This is a genomic window from Mucilaginibacter sp. P5_A4, from assembly GCF_056400605.1.
In genome coordinates this window covers 91,279-111,910 of record NZ_JBFUKX010000017.1, presented here as the reverse complement: position 1 = coordinate 111,910, position 20,632 = coordinate 91,279, and the positions used below count along the sequence as shown (strand labels likewise).

General features: G+C 40.4%; 17 protein-coding genes. 5 read left to right on the top strand and 12 right to left on the bottom strand.

Annotation, left to right across the window (positions count from 1 at the left end):
- The coding region (locus AC1DQW_RS12860) for a SusF/SusE family carbohydrate-binding protein (RefSeq protein ID WP_477454444.1) at positions 1-415 on the top strand (415 nt) is incomplete at its 5' end.
- 156 nt (positions 416-571) lie between these two features.
- Here AC1DQW_RS12860 and AC1DQW_RS12855 read toward each other — a convergent pair.
- Positions 572-1,858, bottom strand: coding sequence for a citrate synthase (locus AC1DQW_RS12855; protein ID WP_477454443.1), 1,287 nt, complete (start codon positions 1,856-1,858; stop codon positions 572-574).
- 179 nt (positions 1,859-2,037) lie between these two features.
- On the opposite strand from AC1DQW_RS12855, the gene AC1DQW_RS12850 reads away from it, so the two are divergent.
- Positions 2,038-5,310 (top strand): PAS domain-containing hybrid sensor histidine kinase/response regulator, encoded by a 3,273-nt coding sequence (locus AC1DQW_RS12850; RefSeq protein ID WP_477454442.1) that lies wholly within the window; start codon positions 2,038-2,040, stop codon positions 5,308-5,310.
- On the opposite strand, the gene AC1DQW_RS12845 is transcribed toward AC1DQW_RS12850, so the two are convergent.
- Both AC1DQW_RS12845 and AC1DQW_RS12840 read right to left on the bottom strand, forming a co-directional pair.
- Positions 5,307-5,822, bottom strand: a complete 516-nt coding sequence (locus AC1DQW_RS12845) for a DUF3347 domain-containing protein (protein WP_477454441.1) — start codon at positions 5,820-5,822, stop codon at positions 5,307-5,309. The genes AC1DQW_RS12850 and AC1DQW_RS12845 overlap by 4 nt on opposite strands.
- A gap of 7 nt (positions 5,823-5,829) precedes the next feature.
- The gene (locus AC1DQW_RS12840) at positions 5,830-7,077 is read right to left on the bottom strand and encodes an ABC transporter permease (protein ID WP_477454440.1); all 1,248 of its coding nucleotides are present in this window, start codon (positions 7,075-7,077) and stop codon (positions 5,830-5,832) included.
- A 234-nt stretch (positions 7,078-7,311) separates the two neighbouring features.
- Between AC1DQW_RS12840 and queA the strand changes: the two genes are divergently transcribed.
- Positions 7,312-8,361, top strand: coding sequence for a tRNA preQ1(34) S-adenosylmethionine ribosyltransferase-isomerase QueA (queA, locus tag AC1DQW_RS12835; protein ID WP_477415031.1), 1,050 nt, complete (start codon positions 7,312-7,314; stop codon positions 8,359-8,361).
- Positions 8,362-8,557: 196 nt separating this feature from the next.
- Positions 8,558-9,277 carry a 2-C-methyl-D-erythritol 4-phosphate cytidylyltransferase gene (locus AC1DQW_RS12830; RefSeq protein WP_477454439.1) on the top strand — a complete coding sequence of 240 codons (720 nt, stop codon included), beginning with the start codon at positions 8,558-8,560 and terminating at the stop codon, positions 9,275-9,277.
- A 36-nt stretch (positions 9,278-9,313) separates the two neighbouring features.
- Here the strand turns inward: AC1DQW_RS12830 and AC1DQW_RS12825 are convergent, their stop codons facing one another.
- The 3 genes from AC1DQW_RS12825 to AC1DQW_RS12815 form a co-directional block, all read right to left on the bottom strand.
- Positions 9,314-9,463 carry a lmo0937 family membrane protein gene (locus tag AC1DQW_RS12825; RefSeq protein WP_477415035.1) on the bottom strand — a complete coding sequence of 50 codons (150 nt, stop codon included), beginning with the start codon at positions 9,461-9,463 and terminating at the stop codon, positions 9,314-9,316.
- A gap of 103 nt (positions 9,464-9,566) precedes the next feature.
- Entirely contained in the window at positions 9,567-9,788 is a 222-nt protein-coding gene (locus AC1DQW_RS12820) for a DUF2795 domain-containing protein (protein ID WP_002996718.1), read from the bottom strand.
- 90 nt (positions 9,789-9,878) lie between these two features.
- Entirely contained in the window at positions 9,879-10,427 is a 549-nt protein-coding gene (locus AC1DQW_RS12815) for a cob(I)yrinic acid a,c-diamide adenosyltransferase (RefSeq protein WP_477454438.1), read from the bottom strand.
- Positions 10,428-10,612: 185 nt separating this feature from the next.
- Here AC1DQW_RS12815 and AC1DQW_RS12810 point away from each other — a divergent pair, with 185 nt between their 5' ends.
- A complete protein-coding gene (locus AC1DQW_RS12810) occupies positions 10,613-11,626 on the top strand; it encodes a chitinase (protein ID WP_477454437.1) in 1,014 nt (337 codons plus the stop codon).
- 193 nt (positions 11,627-11,819) lie between these two features.
- Here AC1DQW_RS12810 and yidC read toward each other — a convergent pair whose 3' ends face one another.
- The 6 genes from yidC to AC1DQW_RS12780 form a co-directional block, all read right to left on the bottom strand.
- Positions 11,820-13,649: a membrane protein insertase YidC gene (gene yidC / locus AC1DQW_RS12805; RefSeq protein ID WP_477454436.1), complete on the bottom strand. Its 1,830-nt coding sequence runs from the start codon at positions 13,647-13,649 to the stop codon at positions 11,820-11,822.
- Positions 13,650-13,672: 23 nt separating this feature from the next.
- Positions 13,673-15,283, bottom strand: a complete 1,611-nt coding sequence (locus AC1DQW_RS12800) for a CTP synthase (protein ID WP_477415045.1) — start codon at positions 15,281-15,283, stop codon at positions 13,673-13,675.
- 182 nt (positions 15,284-15,465) lie between these two features.
- A complete protein-coding gene (locus tag AC1DQW_RS12795; protein WP_477454435.1) occupies positions 15,466-16,998 on the bottom strand; it encodes an ATP-binding protein in 1,533 nt (510 codons plus the stop codon).
- A gap of 2 nt (positions 16,999-17,000) precedes the next feature.
- The gene (locus AC1DQW_RS12790) at positions 17,001-18,140 is read right to left on the bottom strand and encodes an FIST signal transduction protein (protein WP_477454434.1); all 1,140 of its coding nucleotides are present in this window, start codon (positions 18,138-18,140) and stop codon (positions 17,001-17,003) included.
- A gap of 621 nt (positions 18,141-18,761) precedes the next feature.
- Entirely contained in the window at positions 18,762-19,496 is a 735-nt protein-coding gene (gene kdsB / locus AC1DQW_RS12785; protein ID WP_477454433.1) for a 3-deoxy-manno-octulosonate cytidylyltransferase, read from the bottom strand.
- A gap of 123 nt (positions 19,497-19,619) precedes the next feature.
- Complete coding sequence (locus AC1DQW_RS12780; protein WP_477454432.1) at positions 19,620-20,234, bottom strand: deoxynucleoside kinase; 615 nt, start codon at positions 20,232-20,234, stop codon at positions 19,620-19,622.
- Positions 20,235-20,632: the final 398 nt, after the last annotated feature.

Here is a 20,632-nt window from a genome sequence, read left to right as displayed (position 1 = left end):
GGTATGGGATATAGCCTATGGTGACGCGGGGGGAGGTAAAGTAAGTACAAGCGGTGGCAACTTATCTGTTCCATCTGCCGGCTTATATGCTTTACACCTTAATCTGCATGTCGACACAATGACATTTAAAGCTACCAAACAAATCTGGGCAGTGATAGGCGATGCGACACCAGGCGGCTGGAGCAGTGATACCGATATGACATATGACGCATCCACCAAAACCTGGAGCCTAACGGTAGCACTTATTGCAGGAAAACAATTCAAATTTAGGCTTAATCATGCATGGGACAAAAACCTTGGCGGCCCAACATCCGGCCTTACTCAAAACGGGCCAAACATCGACGTGGCGACAAGCGGTAATTACAAAATAGTACTTAACGTAAATGCCAATACTTATACCATTACCAAATTATAAGATTTTTATACAGTTGATTTGATTTGAAAGCCCGCCTGGTGAAAACCAGCGGGCTTTTTTGGTCATTGGTCATTAAAAAAGGCGATTAGTTTTACACCAATCGCCTTTTTTACTTATCCTTAATCTTTTGTTCTTCTATCCTTGCTCTAAAACAGACTACCTGTTCTTTATATCCTTATACTCCCTGTCAGTGTCACCAGTATAAATCTGGCGAGGGCGACCGATGGGCTCTTTGTTCTCTTTCATTTCTTTCCACTGTGCAATCCAGCCGGGTAAACGGCCTAAGGCAAACAGCACGGTAAACATTTCTGTAGGGAAGCCTAATGCACGGTAAATAATACCCGAGTAAAAATCAACGTTGGGGTAAAGTTTGCGCTCAACAAAATATGGATCTTTCAGGGCTACTTCTTCCAGCTTTTTGGCTATCGCCAATACTTCATCATTAATGCCCAGCTTCTCCAGTATATCATCGCAGGCTTTTTTAATGATCTTAGCCCTTGGATCGAAGTTTTTGTATACACGGTGACCAAAACCCATTAAACGGAATGGATCGTTTTTATCCTTGGCCTTAGCAATCCATTTATCGGTGTCTCCCCCATCGTTCTTAATTTTTTCCAGCATTTCTATAACTGCCTGGTTGGCGCCACCATGTAGCGGCCCCCAAAGTGCCGAGATCCCGGCCGAAATAGATGCATATAAATTGGCATCAGATGAGCCAACAATACGCACTGTTGATGTAGAACAGTTTTGCTCATGATCGGCATGCAGTATCAGCAGTTTGTTCAWTACATCAACTACCACCCTGTCAACCTTATAATCCTCTGTACGCTCGGCAAAAGTCATGTACAGGAAGTTGGTTACATAATCGTATTTATTTTGAGGGTAAACTACCGGATGACCCAATGATTTTTTGTAGATCCATGAAACCACAGTGCTCATTTTGGCCAATAGTTTCATAATCTCAAGGTTTACCTCATCGGTTGACAAACCTTGCTTTAATGATTCGGGGTTAAAAGCAGCCAAAGCGCCAATCAAAGATGAAAGCTGGCCCATTGGATGTGATTTTGACGGAAAACCGTCAAAAAACTTTTTCATATCCTCATGAACCAACGTATGGCGGCTTATCTGGTACTGAAACTCGGTTAATTCCTTTTCAGTTGGCAGGTCGCCATATATCAGTAAATAAGCTACTTCTATAAAACTGGCATTCTCGGCCAGTTGCTCAATAGAATAACCACGATACTTAAGGATGCCCTTTTCTCCATCAAGAAAAGTAATGGCACTTTTGGTAGCTCCCGTATTTTTGTAGCCGATATCCAGCGTTACATAACCGCTTTGATCCCTCAGTTTTGAAATATCTATTGCTTTCTCACCTTCTGTACCCTCAATTACCGGGAGTTCAAATGTTTTATCACCAATTTTTAGTTGTGCTGTTTCCGACATAGAAATTTTTGTATCTGCAACAAATGTAATTAAATCCGCGTATTAATAACCGCTAAGATAATTTACTGTTTGTAAATTTTTAGGTGCAAATTTATTAATTTTAGCTTCTATTATTGAGCCGTTCCTCCTAATTTATTAAAAAACCGTAAAGAATGTCGTTGAAAGTTAAAACATTGTTAATGATCCAAAACGACAATTCAATTTATAGGTTATTACTCATTGGTTTATTCATCGCAAGTCCTTCTTTACATTACCTGTGCTATTATAACACTTATGATCCTGTTTGGTTAAGGGTAATCAATAGTCTTTTATGTTTAATATCGCTTGCGCTATCTTTCCACAACAACAAAACCATCTATACAATAAGCACTTACCTCACTATTTTAGCATTTATGCTAATCAATAACTGCATTTTACTCAGCATTAATGGTTTTGAACATGCTTACCTTTTTAGTTCCATTACAGTTTTTATAGCTTTAACCTTATTTTGTAATAAAGCCTGGGAGTTTATTACCATAAGCGTCTTAAATTTATTTGCCATTATTACAGCTTACATTTTGGCGCCCCATTTAAATATATCTTTAGCCATATTGGTGGGGATTAGTATAATTTTTACCCTTATAGCCTGTGTATCATTCCTGGTGGTAAAAAGCTATCATTACCAGCTTAAAAATGCGGTAAAAAAGGTAATGGACCTTAATGCCAGCCTGGTGGTTAATGACGGGATGCTGCGCGAAAGCCGTGAGCATCTTACATCGCTGATCAACTCAATTAATGATATTATTTTTGAGTTTAATGAAGATAAAGTTTGCCTTAACGTTTGGTTCAATGATCTATCCAAAAAAACGATTGATCCCCGGTTGCTTGTTGGTAAAAAAATAGAAGAAGTATTAGGTGACGAAAAGGCAAAAAAATATAATGTAGCGCTCGACTATGTAATAAGTAATCGCCTGTCAACACATTTTGAATACATGTCTGATTACGATGACGAACGATGGTTTATTGCCCGGGTTACGCCGTTGTTTGATCGTAACAACGCTTACATGAAGCGCATTTCTATAGCAATTACAGATATATCCGGGCAAAAAAAATATGCCGACGCCTTAAAGGCTAATGAGGCACTTTTACTGGAGGCCCAGGCCATTTCAAAAACAGGCAACTGGTGGTATGAACCCGGTACTAATGAAACCTATTGGTCTGACAATTTGTATACTTTACTCGAGATTGACAGTATCCCTGCAAATTCCAGCAGATTTCATTACTACATCAGCCTTATACACCCTGATGATCGGGGAACCGTCGAAGCTTATTTATCAAGCGTACATACCATTACAACCCCCAAGCTTGAGCATAAATTTATCACCCCAAAGGGTAATTTAAAATATATCAAGATCACCCGTGGTGGGCTTTTAGGGGATGACGATGGCAATCAAAAACGTATTTTTGGTGTATTACAGGATGTTACCGAAACTAAGTTAGCCGAAAAAGCGGTAAAAATTAGCCAGGTAGAGCTAATGGAAGCTCAAACCATTGCCAAAATAGGTAACTGGAAATGGAATTTAACCAATAATGAGCTTACATGGTCTGATGAACTAAATATCATCTACGAAATTGAGGCTGATACAAATCATGGGCAAAATTTGGTTAAGCTAGTGTTAAAGCATGTACATCCTAATGACAGGCATATATTAAAGCGACTGTTAAAAGATCCGGAAAACTTGATAAATATCTCGCGCGAGTACCGCATTATTACACCAAACGGAAATATAAAATACCTGAGCATTATTATTGGCAAGCAAATGAGGCGCGATGATGGCAGCATACGCAAATTTATTGGCACCTTGCAGGATATAACTGAGCGCAAGCAGGCAGAGTTGGATTATCGCCAGTCGGAAAGTAAATACAAACTGGTTTTAGAGGCGATTAACCTGGCAGCCTTAACCCTGGATAAAAATGCCAATGTAATCTTCTGCAATAAATACCTGGCCAACCTGCTGGGTTATACACAAAATGAGACCATCGGTTTAAACTGGATGAAAAACTTTGTGACCGATGATCTGCAGGATTTCCTGATGGGCTGGCTTGAAAACGATACAGTTGGCGCCCACTTTGTTAATCCTATTATTTGCCGCAATGGCGATCAGCGTATAATCAGCTGGCAAAACACGGTTAGCTACGATGAAAATGGCAACTTAAAAGAAACTACCAGCATTGGTGAAGACATAACCGACCAGCAAAAAGCCAGGCAAGAGCTGATATGGGCCAAAGAACTGGCCGAAAAATCATCAAAATTTAAATCGGAGTTCCTTTCTATCATGAGCCATGAGATTCGTACACCGATGAACGCCGTTATTGGCACCACCAATTTATTATTAACTGAAGATCCGCGGCCCGAGCAGCTGGAGTACCTCAATACACTTAAATTTTCGGGAGAGAACCTGCTGGCCATTATTAATGATATTTTAGATTATAATAAAATAGAGGCCGGTAAGCTGGAACTCAATAACTCCCGGTTTAACCTTCATCAGCTTATCCAAAAAATAAAGCAATCGTTTCATTCCAAAGTGGCCGAAAAACAGTTAACGCTTGATGTTATTATCGACGAAGCTATTCCCGAAATGGTAACCGGCGATGCCATGCGTTTAAGCCAGGTGATGAATAACCTGCTAAGCAATGCGGTTAAGTTTACCCATACCGGCGGAGTTAGCATTAAATTAGAGAAGGAGCTTATCAACAGTGCCAGCGTAACTGTTAAATTTACCGTTACAGATACCGGGATAGGCATCTCTGCCGATAGCTTTAACATTGTTTTTGATCCTTTTATGCAGGACAAACAGGTTATTAACAATGATTACGGCGGTACCGGGCTTGGGCTTGCTATTACCAAACGACTGGTGGAGCTGCATAACAGTACCATATCTGTTGAGAGTGAATTGGGCAAAGGTACTTCATTCGCTTTTTCAATCACCTTTAATATTGCATCAAATCATACTGCATCCAAGGCCATAGGCTATCAGCCGGTCACACCTTCTGTTGCCGGGCATGTGCTCGATTTAGCCGGCATGAAAATATTGGTGGTTGATGATAATAAAATGAACCTGATGATAGCTACCAGGTTTTTAAAGAAATGGAATGCGGAGGTTGATGAGGCTCTTAATGGCGAGATTGCGGTAAACATGGTAAATAACAATAGCTATAACCTCATCATAATGGATCTGCAAATGCCTGTTATGGATGGCTTTGAAGCAACGGCTATAATCAAAAAATCGCACCCCGATATTCCGATCATAGCACTAACTGCCGATGCTATGCCCGAAACTCATAATAAAGCATTTGAAGCCGGAATGAGCGATTACCTCACCAAGCCCTTTGTACCAGAAACCTTGTTTGAAAAAGCAGCAAAATACTGTAAAACTACTACAGTTAACAGTCAGCGAAGAAAATCAAATTAATTCATTTGCTCCTTAACCTGCCCACACTCTTTCATATGCTCAGGGAAATAAGGGTTTTGGATGTCTTTATTGAGTGATAACCAGTATCCTCCTTTGCCGCTATCGACCATAGGGCAATAATCAACATAAATGGTAGCGGTTTTTAGTTTGGCGCCTTTAACCAGCGCGATAACATCCTTACTTAAAATCAAAAAACTGGCGCGCTGCGCTTTTACATCATCGGTTGTAGCAATCTGGTGGGCAAGTGTTGCGGTTTCTGAACAACCTTTTATAGCTGCCAGCTTACCTTCAAGGGCCGAAGCCCTTAATTTGATACCCGCTACATCTGATTTTAAGAACTCATCTTTCAACCCGATATATGCGGTAAAAACTTCAGTTGTATTAACAGTATCAACTACCCGTGATTCGGTAGCCGCAGTATCGGTTTTAGCAATATCCTGCTGTTTTGCCGGTTGATTACATGCCGATGCCGCTACAAGGGCCACAAACAAAATATAGTTTACAATTTTCATTTATTACTTAGTTAGTACGGATAGCTTCAACCGGATCGAGCCTTGAGGCAAAATACGCGGGAATAATTCCTGATACTACGCCTATTCCTATAGAGTAACTTAAACCAATTATAATATTTTCGGCCCCAAGTATTACCTGTACATCAAATACAGCTTTAATACCAAATGTTAAAAAATAAACAAGTAAAAGCCCTACCAGCCCACCCATTATACAAAGTGCAACGGATTCTATTAAGAACTGCAATAGTATGAAATAGTTTTTAGCACCCAATGATTTTTGGATCCCGATAATGTTTGTACGCTCTTTTACCGATACAAACATGATATTGGCAATACCAAATCCTCCAACCAGCATCGAAAATAAGCCTATAATAAAACCGCCTTTGTTTAATACATTAAAAACTTTATCCAGCTCCTGTGTTAACATGGTAGTACGGTTAAGGGCAAAGTTATCTTCCACACCCGGTCTGAGACTCCTGATCGAGCGCATTAACCCCCTTATCTCACTTTCAACATCATCTGTGGGGATTCCCTCCTTCCCCCGCACAATAATGGATGGGCGGTATTTTTCGTTTTGTACATCAATCAGGTTGTGGGCAAAATTCAATGGTAGTAAAACTTCTTTATCGGTTGATATACCCAGCATATCCTTACCCTGTTTTGAAAACACGCCTACTACAGTTACATAACGGCCCATTACTTTTATCTGCTTGCCTACGGCATCACCGCCCGGAAAAAGGTTTTGGGCAATATCAAAACCAATATCTGTAATAGGGGCCCCTGTTTTTGATTCAATCTCGGTAAAATACCGACCGGCGGCAAAATCAAAGTTCCAGGTTTTGTCGTGATCCTGCGATGCGGCATCTATCTGCGCGCCCTCAACAGTATTACTTTTATATTTAATGGTACGGTTATCAATACCGATCTCGTAAGATAATGCTTCGGCAGTTTGGCTACGGCGCGTTAGCTCATTAAAATCTTTAAGCTTAGCTACTGGTCTTTGCAGGTATTTCCACCACGGAAAATCGCTACCACCCACCCAGGGCCATTTTTCAACATAGATACTATTGTTGCCCAGCTTGTTTACACTGGTTTGCAAATTGTTACGCAAGGTATCCACCGCCGAAAACACCGCTATAATGGTAAATATGCCTATAGTAACACCAAGCAATGAAAGCGTTGTACGAATCTTGTTCTGCCTTAATGCATCATACGCAAACAAAAAGCTTTCCCCTAAAAGTTTTAAAAACAACATATTTATATATGATTACACGGATTACAATGTGATTTCACCGGTTTTTTAATGATTTTATTGAATTGTAAATCAAATTACCAAAAACAATGTTATGGGTTAGACGATGATACACATATTAAGTTACATTATTATTTTGTTTTAGTAAAAAGCCCCAATCGGCGTAATCAACAAAATATCAATGTAATCAACAAAATATTACGTACATTTGCGCCCTGAAAATTCATATACATAAACATGAAATTATCTCAATTTAAATTCAATTTACCAGATTCATTAATAGCGCACAATCCATCAACAACCCGCGACGAAGCGCGCTTAATGGTTTTACACAAGGATTCTGGCAAAATTGAACATAAAATATTTAAAGACGTACTTGATTATTTTGACGATAAGGATGTTATGATCCTTAACAACACCAAAGTATTCCCTGCGCGTTTGTATGGAAATAAAGAAAAAACAGGCGCCACAATTGAGGTTTTTTTGCTACGCGAATTAAACAAAGAATTGCGTTTATGGGATGTATTGGTTGATCCGGCCCGTAAAATACGCGTTGGTAATAAATTATATTTTGGTGATGACGACCTTTTAATTGCCGAAGTTGTTGATAATACCACCTCACGCGGCCGTACCATCCGCTTTTTGTTTGACGGGACCGACGAAGAATTCCGCCGCAATGTGGAGATACTGGGCGAAACACCATTGCCAAAATATATTAAGCGCAAGGCTACCGCCGAAGATAAAGAGCGCTATCAAACTATTTTTGCCAAGCATGAAGGCGCCGTTGCAGCCCCTACCGCTGGTTTACACTTTAGCCGCGAGCTAATGAAACGCCTTGAATTAAAAGGCGTTGAATTTGCAGAGGTTACCCTGCACGTGGGGTTAGGTACTTTTCGCCCGGTTGAGGTTGAAGATTTAACCAAACACAAAATGGACTCGGAGCAATTTATCATCGAGCAAAAACAAGCTGATATTGTAAACCGTGGTATTGAACGTAAAACACGTATATGCGCTGTAGGCACTACTTCAATGCGTGCTATCGAATCGGCAGTATCGGCAGGCAAAACGCTTAAAGCCGCTAATGACTGGACCAGCAAGTTCATTTTCCCTCCGTATGATTTCAGCATAGCCAACTCCATGATCACCAACTTCCACACGCCTGAGTCAACATTATTGATGATGGTATCGGCATTTGGCGGTTACGAGTATGTAATGAATGCTTATGAAGTTGCGGTTAAAGAAAAATACCGTTTTTACAGCTATGGCGATGCCATGCTGATCATCTAAATTTTAGATGTGAGATTTTAGAGATGAGATATGAGACTTAGGATTCATATCTCATTTTTTTTGTTTTAGATTTGTATTTAATGACATGTCATCCTGAACTTGTTTCAGGAACCCACAGGACAGGTACCTCAGCATAAGCAAAATTAGCACGCCGGGTGCCGAAACAAGTTCGGCATGACATTGCAGGTTAAAATTTATGGAAAACCCTAATCTCAAATCTCCTATCTCAAATCTCATATCTAAATACGTTATCATCGTTGCCGGCGGTTCCGGTACCCGGATGGGGTCTTCTGTTCCAAAACAGTTCCTGTTGGTTAACGGCCTGCCTGTGTTAATGCATACTATGCGGGCTTTTCATAATTCGGATGTTAACACCGGTATCATCCTGGTGCTTCATGTTGATTTTCATGCGTACTGGAATGAGCTATGCACCAAACATAATTTCACCATCCCCCATCTTTTAGTGGCCGGTGGCGAAACCCGTTTTCACTCGGTAAAAAACGGATTGGATAAAATACAGTGTACAGACGATGCGCTCATTGCTGTACATGACGCCGTACGCCCGCTTACCAGCGCTGCAATTATTAAAACATCATATTATCATGCCCATGAGCATGGCAATGCGGTAACAGCCGTTAAAAGCCGCGATTCGGTAAGACAGGTAATTGATGGCAGGTCGGTAAGTTTATTACGGGATCATATTTACCTGGTGCAAACCCCGCAAACATTCAGGGCCGGATTGTTAAGAAAAGCATATGAACAAGCGTTTAACCCCAAATTTACAGATGATGCAAGCGTAGTGGAGGAATTAGGCGTTGAAATCCAACTCACAGCCGGTGATCATGAAAACATAAAAATCACCTTCCCGGGGGATATTGCCATTGCTGAGTTGCTTTTAACCAAAAAAGGCCACTGATTTAAAATCAATGACCTTGTATTTTCTCACCGGGTGTTATGCTCTCCGGATAACGCCTAATAGTACAGCTATAATAGCAATCACTAAAAGTATGTGAATTAAACCACCACCAAATGGGTGAATAAAATATCCGAACAGCCAGCCTACTACCAGGATAACTGCGATGATGTACAATAAGCCTCTCATTTTGTTATGTTTTAATTGATAAGTATATTCTGTTTATCACTAAAATCATTCCAAAAAACAAAGGCGAATAAAATAGCCCTTGAAAAAGGGCTATTTATGCAGATTAATACTCGTCTTCGTTAAAAAAGAAATCATCTTTGGTCGGGTAATCCGGCCATATTTCTTCTATATTTTCATACGGTTCACCATCGTCTTCCAGTGCCTGCAGGTTTTCAATCACCTCCACAGGAGCTCCTGAACGAATAGCATAGTCAATTAATTCATCTTTTGTTGCGGGCCATGGCGCATCTTCAAGGTGAGATGCTAATTCAAGTGTCCAATACATGTTTCTATATATTTTATATTTATCAGTAAATTTACTTTTTCGCAAAAGTATAATAATTTCAATTGGAATATCAATTTTTTTTTCACATAATTAAATGCGCGGTATCCATTGATTTTCAGGCAAATTATGCTCATTTGCAATCTTGCGGGCCAAAGTGAATAGGTAATCGCTCAACCTGTTCAGATAAATATTCACTTTTTCGTCAACTGTACTTTCATTAGCCAATTGCACAGTTACACGCTCCGCCCGGCGGCAAATACATCTTGCAATATGGCAAAACGAAATGGCATTATTACCACCCGGTAAAATAAAATGACGCAGCTCGGGCAATTGTTCATTCATGGCGTCTATTTCCTGTTCCAACAACTCTACGTCTTCCATATGCAGATCTGGTATTACCATTTTTGATCGCTCCGGATCTGCCGCCAGCGACGAGCCTATTGTGAATAACCTGTCCTGTATCTGCTTCAATATTCCCCTATCATGTATGGTAATATCCTGACTGCTGATGAGGCCTATATAGGAGTTTAGCTCATCAACAGTACCGTAGCTCTCTATCCGTAAATGGTATTTAGCTACACGGGTACCGCCTATCAATGATGTAAACCCCTTATCCCCCGTTTTAGTATATATCTTCATATATTTAATTAAAGTGAATATATAATTTTTACAATAAATACGGTAATTTAAAATTCATGCGCCGAATGTAAATATTACCGGTTTCGCTTTTTAGTATAATTTTTGCTGATGAAACGCAGTTTATTAAATGATAGCTTTAAACTTGCATTTGCAATACAATCAAATACTGTATATCTATAAAAATTATGAAATCGATCATATTATCCTCTAAATTAGTTTTGATAGCAGCTTCCACCCTCGTAATTTCGACATTTAGCTGTGGCGGCAGCGCCGGTACAAAAAAGCCTGCAGATACAGCAGCAACGGCTCTGCCAAAAGCATCCATCAGCAATATCCTCACCGAAAAACAGTTTAATGAGCTTTTCCCTCAACGCAACAAATTTTACACTTATGCAGCGTTTATAAAAGCTGCCGACGAATTGGGGCAGGTTAAAGTTAAAATTACCCGGCGGGCAGTATCTGTTTACCAGTTTATCCGTACAGATAAAAAAACGGGCAAAGCAACTGTTGTACGCCAGGATGGCGATTGGAATGAGGAATGGGCAAAAAAGAAACCCGACAGCTCCTTTACCGTTGATTATGGAGAGTTTTGCACCGCCTTTGGTGCCGATGTAAATAAAAAAGAACTGGCTGCCTTCTTCGCGCAGATAGCCCATGAAACCCGCCATGGCATGAACGGCAGTTACGACGATGGCCTGATGCTGATACATGAAAGCAACACATCCAACACGTATATTTCTGATAGTGATGAATACCCTCCTGTAGCCGGTAAAAAATATTATGGCCGCGGCCCCATGCAGTTAAGTTACAATGGCAACTACGGCTATGCATCAAACTGTATTTTTGGCGATCCAAAAATACTATTAAACAACCCCGAACTGGTAGAAACAGATCCTGTTGTAGCCTTTAAAGCCGCTATTTATTTTTGGATGACACCAGAAACGCATAAACCATCTGCGCATGATGTAATGACCGGTAAATGGCAGCCCACCGCCAACGACAAAGCACATGGCCGCACTACCCCAGGCTTCGGCATGACCATTAATATTGTTAACGGTGACGTAGAATGCGGTAAAGGCGATAAGGTATATGGCATGAACGACAGGATTGGCTTTTATCAGTTCTTTTTGAAAAAGATGGGCATCAGCGACCCTAACTGCGCCTGCTCTTGCGGTAAAATGGAGCCATATAAGTATTAATTTATAGCATAATTGCCTCTCCTGAATTTCAGACTTACTAAGGCTCAAAAAAATCGCACCTCTGAAATTCTACAATTTGTGACGGGTTGACTTAAATGTAAAAAATTCCGAAAGGGCTAACCCTTCGGAATTTTTCTATCTTAAAGTCTTTTGTCTGAAAGTCCTTTATCCAAAGGTTCCTTACTTCAAAAATCTATTTCTTTGCCTGTTGTTGATTTCGCATCATCTCTTCCATACGGGCCTGGAAACCTGATTTTTTCTTCTTGGTATCCTCTGGTTTCTTTTTGTTTTCCTGGATCTGGGCATGAATCTTTTTATCATCAACCATGAATTTAATCAGGTATTGCTGTAAAAAGGTAAGCATGTTGGCCAAAAAGTAATAATAATTTAAACCTGATGGATAGCTGTTAAGAGTGAAAAGGAATATAAGGGGAGTAATGTACCCGATATATTTCATCTGCCCGGTTGCGCCCGAGATCTGGTTGTTAAAGTAGGTATAAATCAACGTTGATATCGTCATCAGCAAACACATTAAGCTGATGTGATCAACTCCACCTATAAGGGCTATAGGAGCAAACTTAATTACCGAATCATAGGTGGATAGGTCATGCATCCATAAAAAGTTTTCGCCGCGCAGCTCAAATAAGCTTGGGAAAAACTTAAAGAATGCGATTACTATAGGCATTTGTATCAGCAATGGCAAACAGCCACCTAATGGGTTTACTCCTGCCTTTTTATAAAGCTTGAGGTATTCCTGTTGTAAAAGTGTTGGGTTATCCTCGCCAACTTTTGTTTTTATCTCGTCCATCTCGGGCTTCAGCACACGCATCTTGGCCATCGAAAGGTATGATTTGTAGGTAAGCGGCGATAGTGCCAGTTTAAGTGCAATGGTTAAGGCTAAAATGATAAGGCCGTAGTTCCAGTTAAACTGGTTAAGAAAGTTAAATACGGGTAATACCGCAAACTGGTTAATGTATTTTAACGGCCCCCAGCCCAGGTTAACCAATTTTTGCAAATCAGAACCTTGCTTTTGCAGGGTGTTAAAACGGTTTGGACCAAAATAAAATTCAAGCGGCACACTACCATCTGCCGTACGCGCCAAAGTAAGATCGGCCTTCATCTGCCTGACGTCGGCAGTATCGGCCACCTCGGTTACAGCTGCAAGGTTTGATTTGCTTATACCATTTTTAGCGATTAGTACGTTAGAGAAAAAGTGCTGTTTAAAAGCAACCCAGGTCATCTTTTTATCACTTATCTCCTTTTGGTCGTCTTTGGTTTCGCTTAAATAATCTACAACGCCATCGGTATTTAAATAATAAACGGTAGTATACTGGCGCTCCTGCTTCATATCCTTTTCCTGCTTGTGCAGGCTGGCTGCCCAGTTAAGGTTAACACTGCTGCTATTGGCAATAACGCCATCAAGCCCGGTAGGTTTAATGGTTAAGCCCAATTTAAAGCCAGTACCTTTTAAGCTGTATATATAATCAATATACTGGGTTGGGCTATAGCTTAAACGCAGGGTAATTGAGGCCGAATCCTTTTCGGCAACTTTTAAATCTGATGCGTTTGGAGTAAAATAGTACTCGTCGGTGTTTATTTTTTTATCCCCATTAAAGTTCAACCCAAAATGAGCTTTATCGCCGCTAAATAATACAAGGGGCTTTTTATCAAAGGTTTTATAGTTTTTTAATTCAACCGAAGCTACTTTACCACCTTTTGTGTTCAGCTTAACCAATAATTCCTGGTTTTCAATAGTTATCAGCTTCTCGCTGCCCACTGATGCCGCGCCAAACGGACTTTTTAAAGTTACAGAATCGGCTACGGTTTTAACGGCCGCTTTACTGGTATCAAATTTTGCAGCTGCAGGGGTATTTGCTTTGGCCAAACCGGCTTTTTTCAAAGAATCCTGCTGTTGTAAAAGGCGTTCTTTTTTTAATTCGGCATCAGATGGCTTTAAAAAGTAAATAGAGCCAGCTATTATAGCCATGATCAGGAATAATCCTGTAAAGGTATTTTTATCCATTATCTATCGTATCGTACAATTACTTATTTCTTACGGGCATAAGCCAGTGAAGCGGCGACAAAGTTAATAAAAAGTGGGTGCGGATTTGCAACTGTTGATTTTAATTCTGGGTGAAATTGTGAACCAACAAAAAACGGGTGGTTTTTAAGTTCCACAACCTCTACCAAATTATTCTCGGGATTAATACCAGAAGGGGTTAAACCGGCAGCTTCGTACTGCTTTAAGTAATCATTATTAAACTCGTAACGGTGGCGGTGCCTTTCGGATATGCTGGTTTTGCCATATATGGCCGCAGCCTTACTGTTCTTTTTCAATTCGCAGGCGTAAGCACCAAGGCGCATGGTACCACCTTTGTTGGTGATGGTTTTCTGTTCTTCCATCATGCCAATAACCGGATGAGGGGTATCGGGGCTCATTTCGGTACTGTTGGCGTTTTCCAGGCCCAAAACATTCCGGCCAAACTCCACAACCGCGCATTGCATGCCCAAACAAATACCAAAGAAAGGTATGTTGTTTTCGCGAACATAACGGATAGCTTCAATTTTACCTTCAAAACCGCGCTCGCCAAAACCTGGTGCAACCAGTACGCCGTGCATGCCTTTAAGCTTTTCTATAGCGTTTTCGGGTGTTAAGCTTTCTGATGGAATATACTCTACCCTAACCTTACACTCTTTGGTAGCACCCGCGTGTATAAATGCCTCGGTAATGGATTTATAAGCATCCGGCAATTCAACATATTTACCCACCAAGGCAATGCGTACATCGGCAGTAGGGTTTTTTAAACGGCCCAGGAAATCTTTCCAGCTATCCAGGTTAGGCTCGTTCTTGTGCGATAATTTTAATTTAGTTAATACTGTTTTATCTAACTGCTCTTTCAGCATCAATAACGGCACATCGTAAATGGTTGATGCGTCTATCGATTCGATAACGGCATTGATATTCACATTACAAAAAAGTGCGATTTTTTTGCGAATATCGGGTGTTAAATGATGCTCGGTACGGCAAACCAGGATATCCGGCTGAATACCATATTCAAGCAGCATTTTTACCGAATGCTGGGTTGGTTTGGTTTTTAATTCGCCTGCAGCCGCCAAAAATGGAACCAATGTAAGATGAATTACCAATGAGTTACCAGACCCAGTTTCCCACCTGAACTGGCGTACAGCTTCGATGTAGGGTAACGATTCAATGTCACCTACGGTACCGCCTAATTCGGTAATCACAATATCATATTCGCCACTCTCGCCCAATATGCGGAAGTTGCGTTTAATCTCGTCTGTAATGTGGGGCACTACCTGTACGGTTTTACCCAAAAAAGCACCTTCACGCTCTTTATTGATCACATTTTGATAAATACGACCGGTAGTGATGTTATTGGCTTTTGATGTTGGTGTATTTAAAAAGCGTTCGTAGTGACCAAGGTCCAGATCTGTTTCGGCGCCATCCTCGGTTACGTAGCATTCACCATGCTCATAAGGGTTCAATGTTCCCGGATCGATATTGATATAGGGATCAAACTTTTGGATAGTAACACGGTAACCGCGCGATTGTAGTAGTTTGGCTAATGAAGCGGAGATAATACCTTTTCCTAACGACGAGGTAACGCCACCCGTAACAAAAATATATTTAGTCATGATTTTTTTGAAAAATGGCTGCGGTTTTAGGCCGGAACCAAATGTTTGTGTACGGGATACAAAAGTAAGAAAATTTTCAGGCTTTGCTTTACTTGTTGAGAAAAAACGGCCCATCAAAATCACTTTGTCCGACTTTCTACTTTTAACTTGTTTTAAATGAACAAATTAAAAGGAACGAAAGCCTACACGCTTTCCTTTTGCCTGCTGTACTTTGCAATTTTGCGATGAAGCTCGTTCGGATTAAACGGCTTACTCACATAATCGTTCATCCCAACGGTAAATGCCATATCCTGGATATCAAGCATCGCCGATGCGGTGAGGGCTATAATAGGCAAATTCTTATACTTTTCGCCTGGAAGTTCCCGTATGGCTGTTGTGGTTTGATAGCCATCCATCTCGGGCATTTGAAGATCCATCAAAATCATATCGTAATCGTGCGTTTGCACCAGCATTAAAGCTATTTGCCCATTTTCGGCAACATCACATTCAATATCCCATTGTTTCATGAAATGTTTGGCCAGTATAACATTTATCTGGTTATCTTCGGCAATAAGTAATTTAGTGCCTTTAAGGCTCTTCAAATTGTAAAACTCCTCGCTATCTGATGTGCTGCTTAATTGTTTTTTACTATTTTTAAACGTTAGGCTAAACTTAAAAACAGATCCTTTATTGTATTCGCTTATAACCGTAATTTCGCTGCCCAACAATTGTAAAAGGCGTTTTGTAATAGTAAGCCCAAGGCCTGTACCGCCATATTTACGGGTAGTGTCGGTACTCGCCTGGTTAAAGCTTTCAAAAATATGCTCAATTTTATCGGGCATAATACCTATACCGGTATCGGCAATTTCAAAATCAATGGTTGACTTATCTTCATTACACCAGCCTAACGATGCTGTAATCGTTACCTTTCCCTTATGTGTAAACTTTACAGCATTGCTTATCAGGTTGGTTAATATCTGTCCTAAACGTATCGGATCGCCAATGATCGCATTAGGCAAATCCTGGTCCATCATTAGTTTTATCTGGATATTTTTTTCGTTAGCCTTTTGAAGCAGTGCCAGCCTGATATTTTTTGTAAGATCAGTAATACTAAAATCAACCTCTTCAAACTCAATTTTACCCGCCTCTATTTTACTAAAATCAAGTATATCATTAATAAGTACCAGCAGGTTTTCTGCCGAAAATTTCAGAAACCCCAAAAATTCCTTTTGCTCGGGTTTAGGATCCTGGTGAATAAGCAAATGAGTAAAACCAATCACCGCGTTCATCGGTGTACGTATCTCATGACTCATGATGGATAGAAACTGCGCCTTGGCCATAGCAGCCTTTTCGGCTAATTCCTTTGAATTGATCAGGGCTACCTCCAATTCTTTGGCTTTAGCTATCCGCTCCTGCAAGAAGCTTATAATATGGATAATATCATCGTCAGAATCAGAAAGTTTTAGTTCAACATCAGGATTGAGGGTTTTAATCGCCTCTTTTAATTGCGAAATAGATCGCTGCCTGATCTCGTTTTCCGCCTTAAGATTATCTGTTACCGAAAGGTATTCGCGCTCGCTGATATTGAAAGCATGATCGGCCAGTTTTATTGATTTATCAAAATTTTTAAAACTGGTGCTTACAGCATTCAAAAAAAGTAAAACAGCATCATCTTCCAGGTATTGTACCGGAAACAGTTTTTTAATCTGTTTATCTAACAAGGGATGATAATCCATAACTATTGCTCGGTAAAAGTGGTAATGGTCATGGTTTGGTTATGTAGTTCGCAGTTGGAGCCTTTATTTAAAGGAGATAACTCGCCGTAAGAGTAAAAACCGGCGATAATAGTATTATCACCAAACATTTCTTTAGCTGCTATAAGTTCATCTTCGGTACGTTCATTGAGTACCAGCTTACGCCCCACACAGCTTACCATTATGGCAAGCTCGGTTGCAGGCGTACTATCACTTGCATCAGTTGCTGCTGCCGAGGAGGCATTGATTAGTTTTGCAAAATTAGCCTTCATGAGGCGCACCTTGCCGCCTTCGGGCAGGTTACCGGCAAAGGTCATTGATTTTTCATCCTCATTTACACTCAATATGGTGCGCACAAGCATTTTATTATCTAAACTATCAGTGCTTAATGATAGCGGGAATAACAAAGCCGAGCCGGGTAGTTCTTTAACATACTCGCCTAAATATTCCTTGTATAAATCAAGGGCGCTTTTATTATCGATCTCAAACAACACATTTTTATCAGATTTAGTGATCGTTCTCTGCGGACCAAATTCTTCCCAGCCGCCATTTGAACCGTGATTAACCACCAGGCTATCGCCGTAAAAACCAACAGCAATAATATTGCCTTGCGAAGGCACCGCGTTAAGCCCGGTAAATGTGCTGGTAAACCGGGCTGCATCGCCGGCAAGTCCGCCGGTAACAGGCACCTTACCCGGATTGGAGTCATTAAAACCGGCAACCAGTTCGCTGCCGTTTATATGTGTTCCATCAGATATAACAAAAACACTATTCAGGTTTTTGTTATCAAGCTGCTGCATAAGATACTTACCTGTTTCGTAACTGTTGGTATGGTTGCTTACATGCGTAGCCGTAGCGACAATAGTCGATTTTTCAAATTCAATAGCGGTGGCAACTATACTATCGTCATAAACTTCACTGTCAATGATCTCGCCAGAGGTTGATGCGAAAACAATGCTGGCCGTTGGATAACTTATTTTGAGATAATTGAAAACTTCTGGTGCTTTAATTAATTGGGGAGCGCCAAAAACAAATACCAACTGGCAACTTTCGGCATTAAAATCAGGATCAGCAAAATAGCTGCTCCAACTATTATTTATAAAATGAAGCTGATTGATGTGCATAGGTTTAAATTGTTATATCAGAAAAATTGAGTGAATATAATAATTAAAAAGAAAATAATTATCTTAAAATTAATATTAATATATCTATTTTCTCTTTAAAATTCGTCACTGTATCTTACTTATATTATGTCCAATAGTTTAAAAGCTATTTTATACACACACCTGTAAGCGTAACAATAACAGCGTAACATTTGTACGCTATTTATTTGATAAAGTTTACTATTTAAAAAAGTAATAATGATGTGGTTTTAGCAGGTTACTGAACCATATTATGATGCATCTGTGATACAGGCTTACAATCCGTATGGATGCTTACCTAAGCTTTATCATCCGTCCGAGAGGAAGAAAAAAGCTGAACGCATATTTATCAAATCAAGACCACTAACCGCGTGTTATCGGCGAGACCACTAACCGCGCGTCATTGCGAGGCACGAAGCAATCCCCGATTTGCAGATTCGCCCTGTATAGTTTGGGATTGCTTCGTACCTCGCAATGACGTGGTTGTTGGGTTCCAAAACCAATGCGTCATCCCCATTTTTTAGGCTTACCTGATAAATATTTGCCATGACGTTTGTTATCAAATCAAACTTACCAACCACAGACTGCAAGCCCGCAATAGTTTTATTTGAAACAGCCCAATTTCTCCAAATCAGCAGGCACATCAACCGAATGGGTTTCCAGTTCGGTTTCGGCAACTTTAATGCGATAGCCGTTTTCAATCCAGCGCAGCTGTTCAAGGCTTTCGGCTCTTTCGAGATCGGATACGGGGAGTTTGGTGATCTGTTGCAGTATATCGGCACGATAGCCGTAAATACCTATGTGTTTAAAATAAGTATGGTGTTTAAGCCAGTTATCCGGTTGCTGGGCACGGATATGCGGCAATGTGGCGCGGGAAAAATATATCGCTTCTGATAATTTATTGATCACCACTTTGGGCGAGTTATAATTAAAAAGTTCTTCTGTAGAGGTTATTTTTTTTATCAGTGTAGCTATCTGTGTATCTGTATCCATAAAACAGGATACCAGTTTGGCAATCTGTTCCGGGTTGATATAAGGTTCATCGCCCTGGATGTTGATAATTACATCGTATTCGGGATGCAACCGGGCTACTTCGGCGCAGCGGTCGGTTCCGCTCTGGTGGTATTCGGCCGTCATAACGGCTACGCCGCCAAAAGCATGCACATGATTAAAAATGCGGTCATCATCGGTAGCTACAATAGCTTCGGCTACGTTAGTACAACATTTAACCTGTTCATAAACCCGCTGAATCATGCTTTTGCCGGCAATATCAACCAATGGCTTACCCGGAAAACGGGAAGATGCATAACGGGAGGGTATAATACCTAATATCTTCATTTTTATGTTGCGGGTTGCGGGCCTTTTTAGTTATCTAATCGGAAGATCAAAATTAAAAATAAATAACTCACACTTCAACATTATATTATCTGCTATACGCGAAACAGGCAACCCGAACCCTAATTAAAACAGGCCATTAATTTCACGCTCAATCAGCTGAACTATGGTAGCCATATCTTCGGTTTTATTAGCAAAATCAAGGTTATCTTTATCAAGTATAAGCAATTTACCCAGCTTATAGTTTTTAATCCATTTATCGTACTTCTCGTTCAGTTTGGATAAATAATCTAAACGGATCCCTATCTCATATTCACGGCCCCGGCGCTGGATGTTGCTTACCAGGGTTGGCACCGATGCTTTCAGGTATACCAGCAGATCGGGCGGTTTAATAAACTCGGTTATATTATTAAATATAGATTCGTAATTTTCGTAATCGCGGGTAGTCATGAGGCCCATATCGTGCAGGTTCTCGGCAAAAATATAAGCATCCTCGTAAATGGTACGGTCCTGCAAAATATTATGTCCGCTTTTTTGAATATCAATGATCTGGCGGTAACGGCTGTTAAGGAAATAGATCTGCAGGTTAAAGCTCCAGCGTTTCATATCGCTGTAAAAATCTTCTAAATAAGGGTTATTATCTACGGCTTCAAATACCGGCTCCCATCCATAATTATGGGCCAGCATTTCAGTTAAAGTGGTTTTACCCGCGCCTATATTTCCTACAATAGCTATGTGCATATAATGTTAATGAGTTTGTCTGAATCAGAATTTTCGTAATTTACAGAATTGTCAGAATTATAAAAATCTTTTCCGGCCCTAATCTGCAAATTCTGATTCTGAGAAGCTGTTTAAAAATAAATAAATAGACCGTCATTGCGAGGCACGAAGCAATGAGCCCCAACCCGTCATTGCGAGGTACGAAGCAATCCCCAACTTACAGAGTAACTGTGCAGATCCGATCTGTATTTTGGGGATTGCTTCGTCGTACCTCCTCGCAATGACGATCACGAGGCGGTAGTGGTATCCATACATGCCATCACTGTTTTGTCCAGCTTAGCTGGTGAATACTCGTAATGACGGGTGGGTATGTGCTTTATTAGACGTATAAAAACATTAATCAAACTAATTTAAACAGC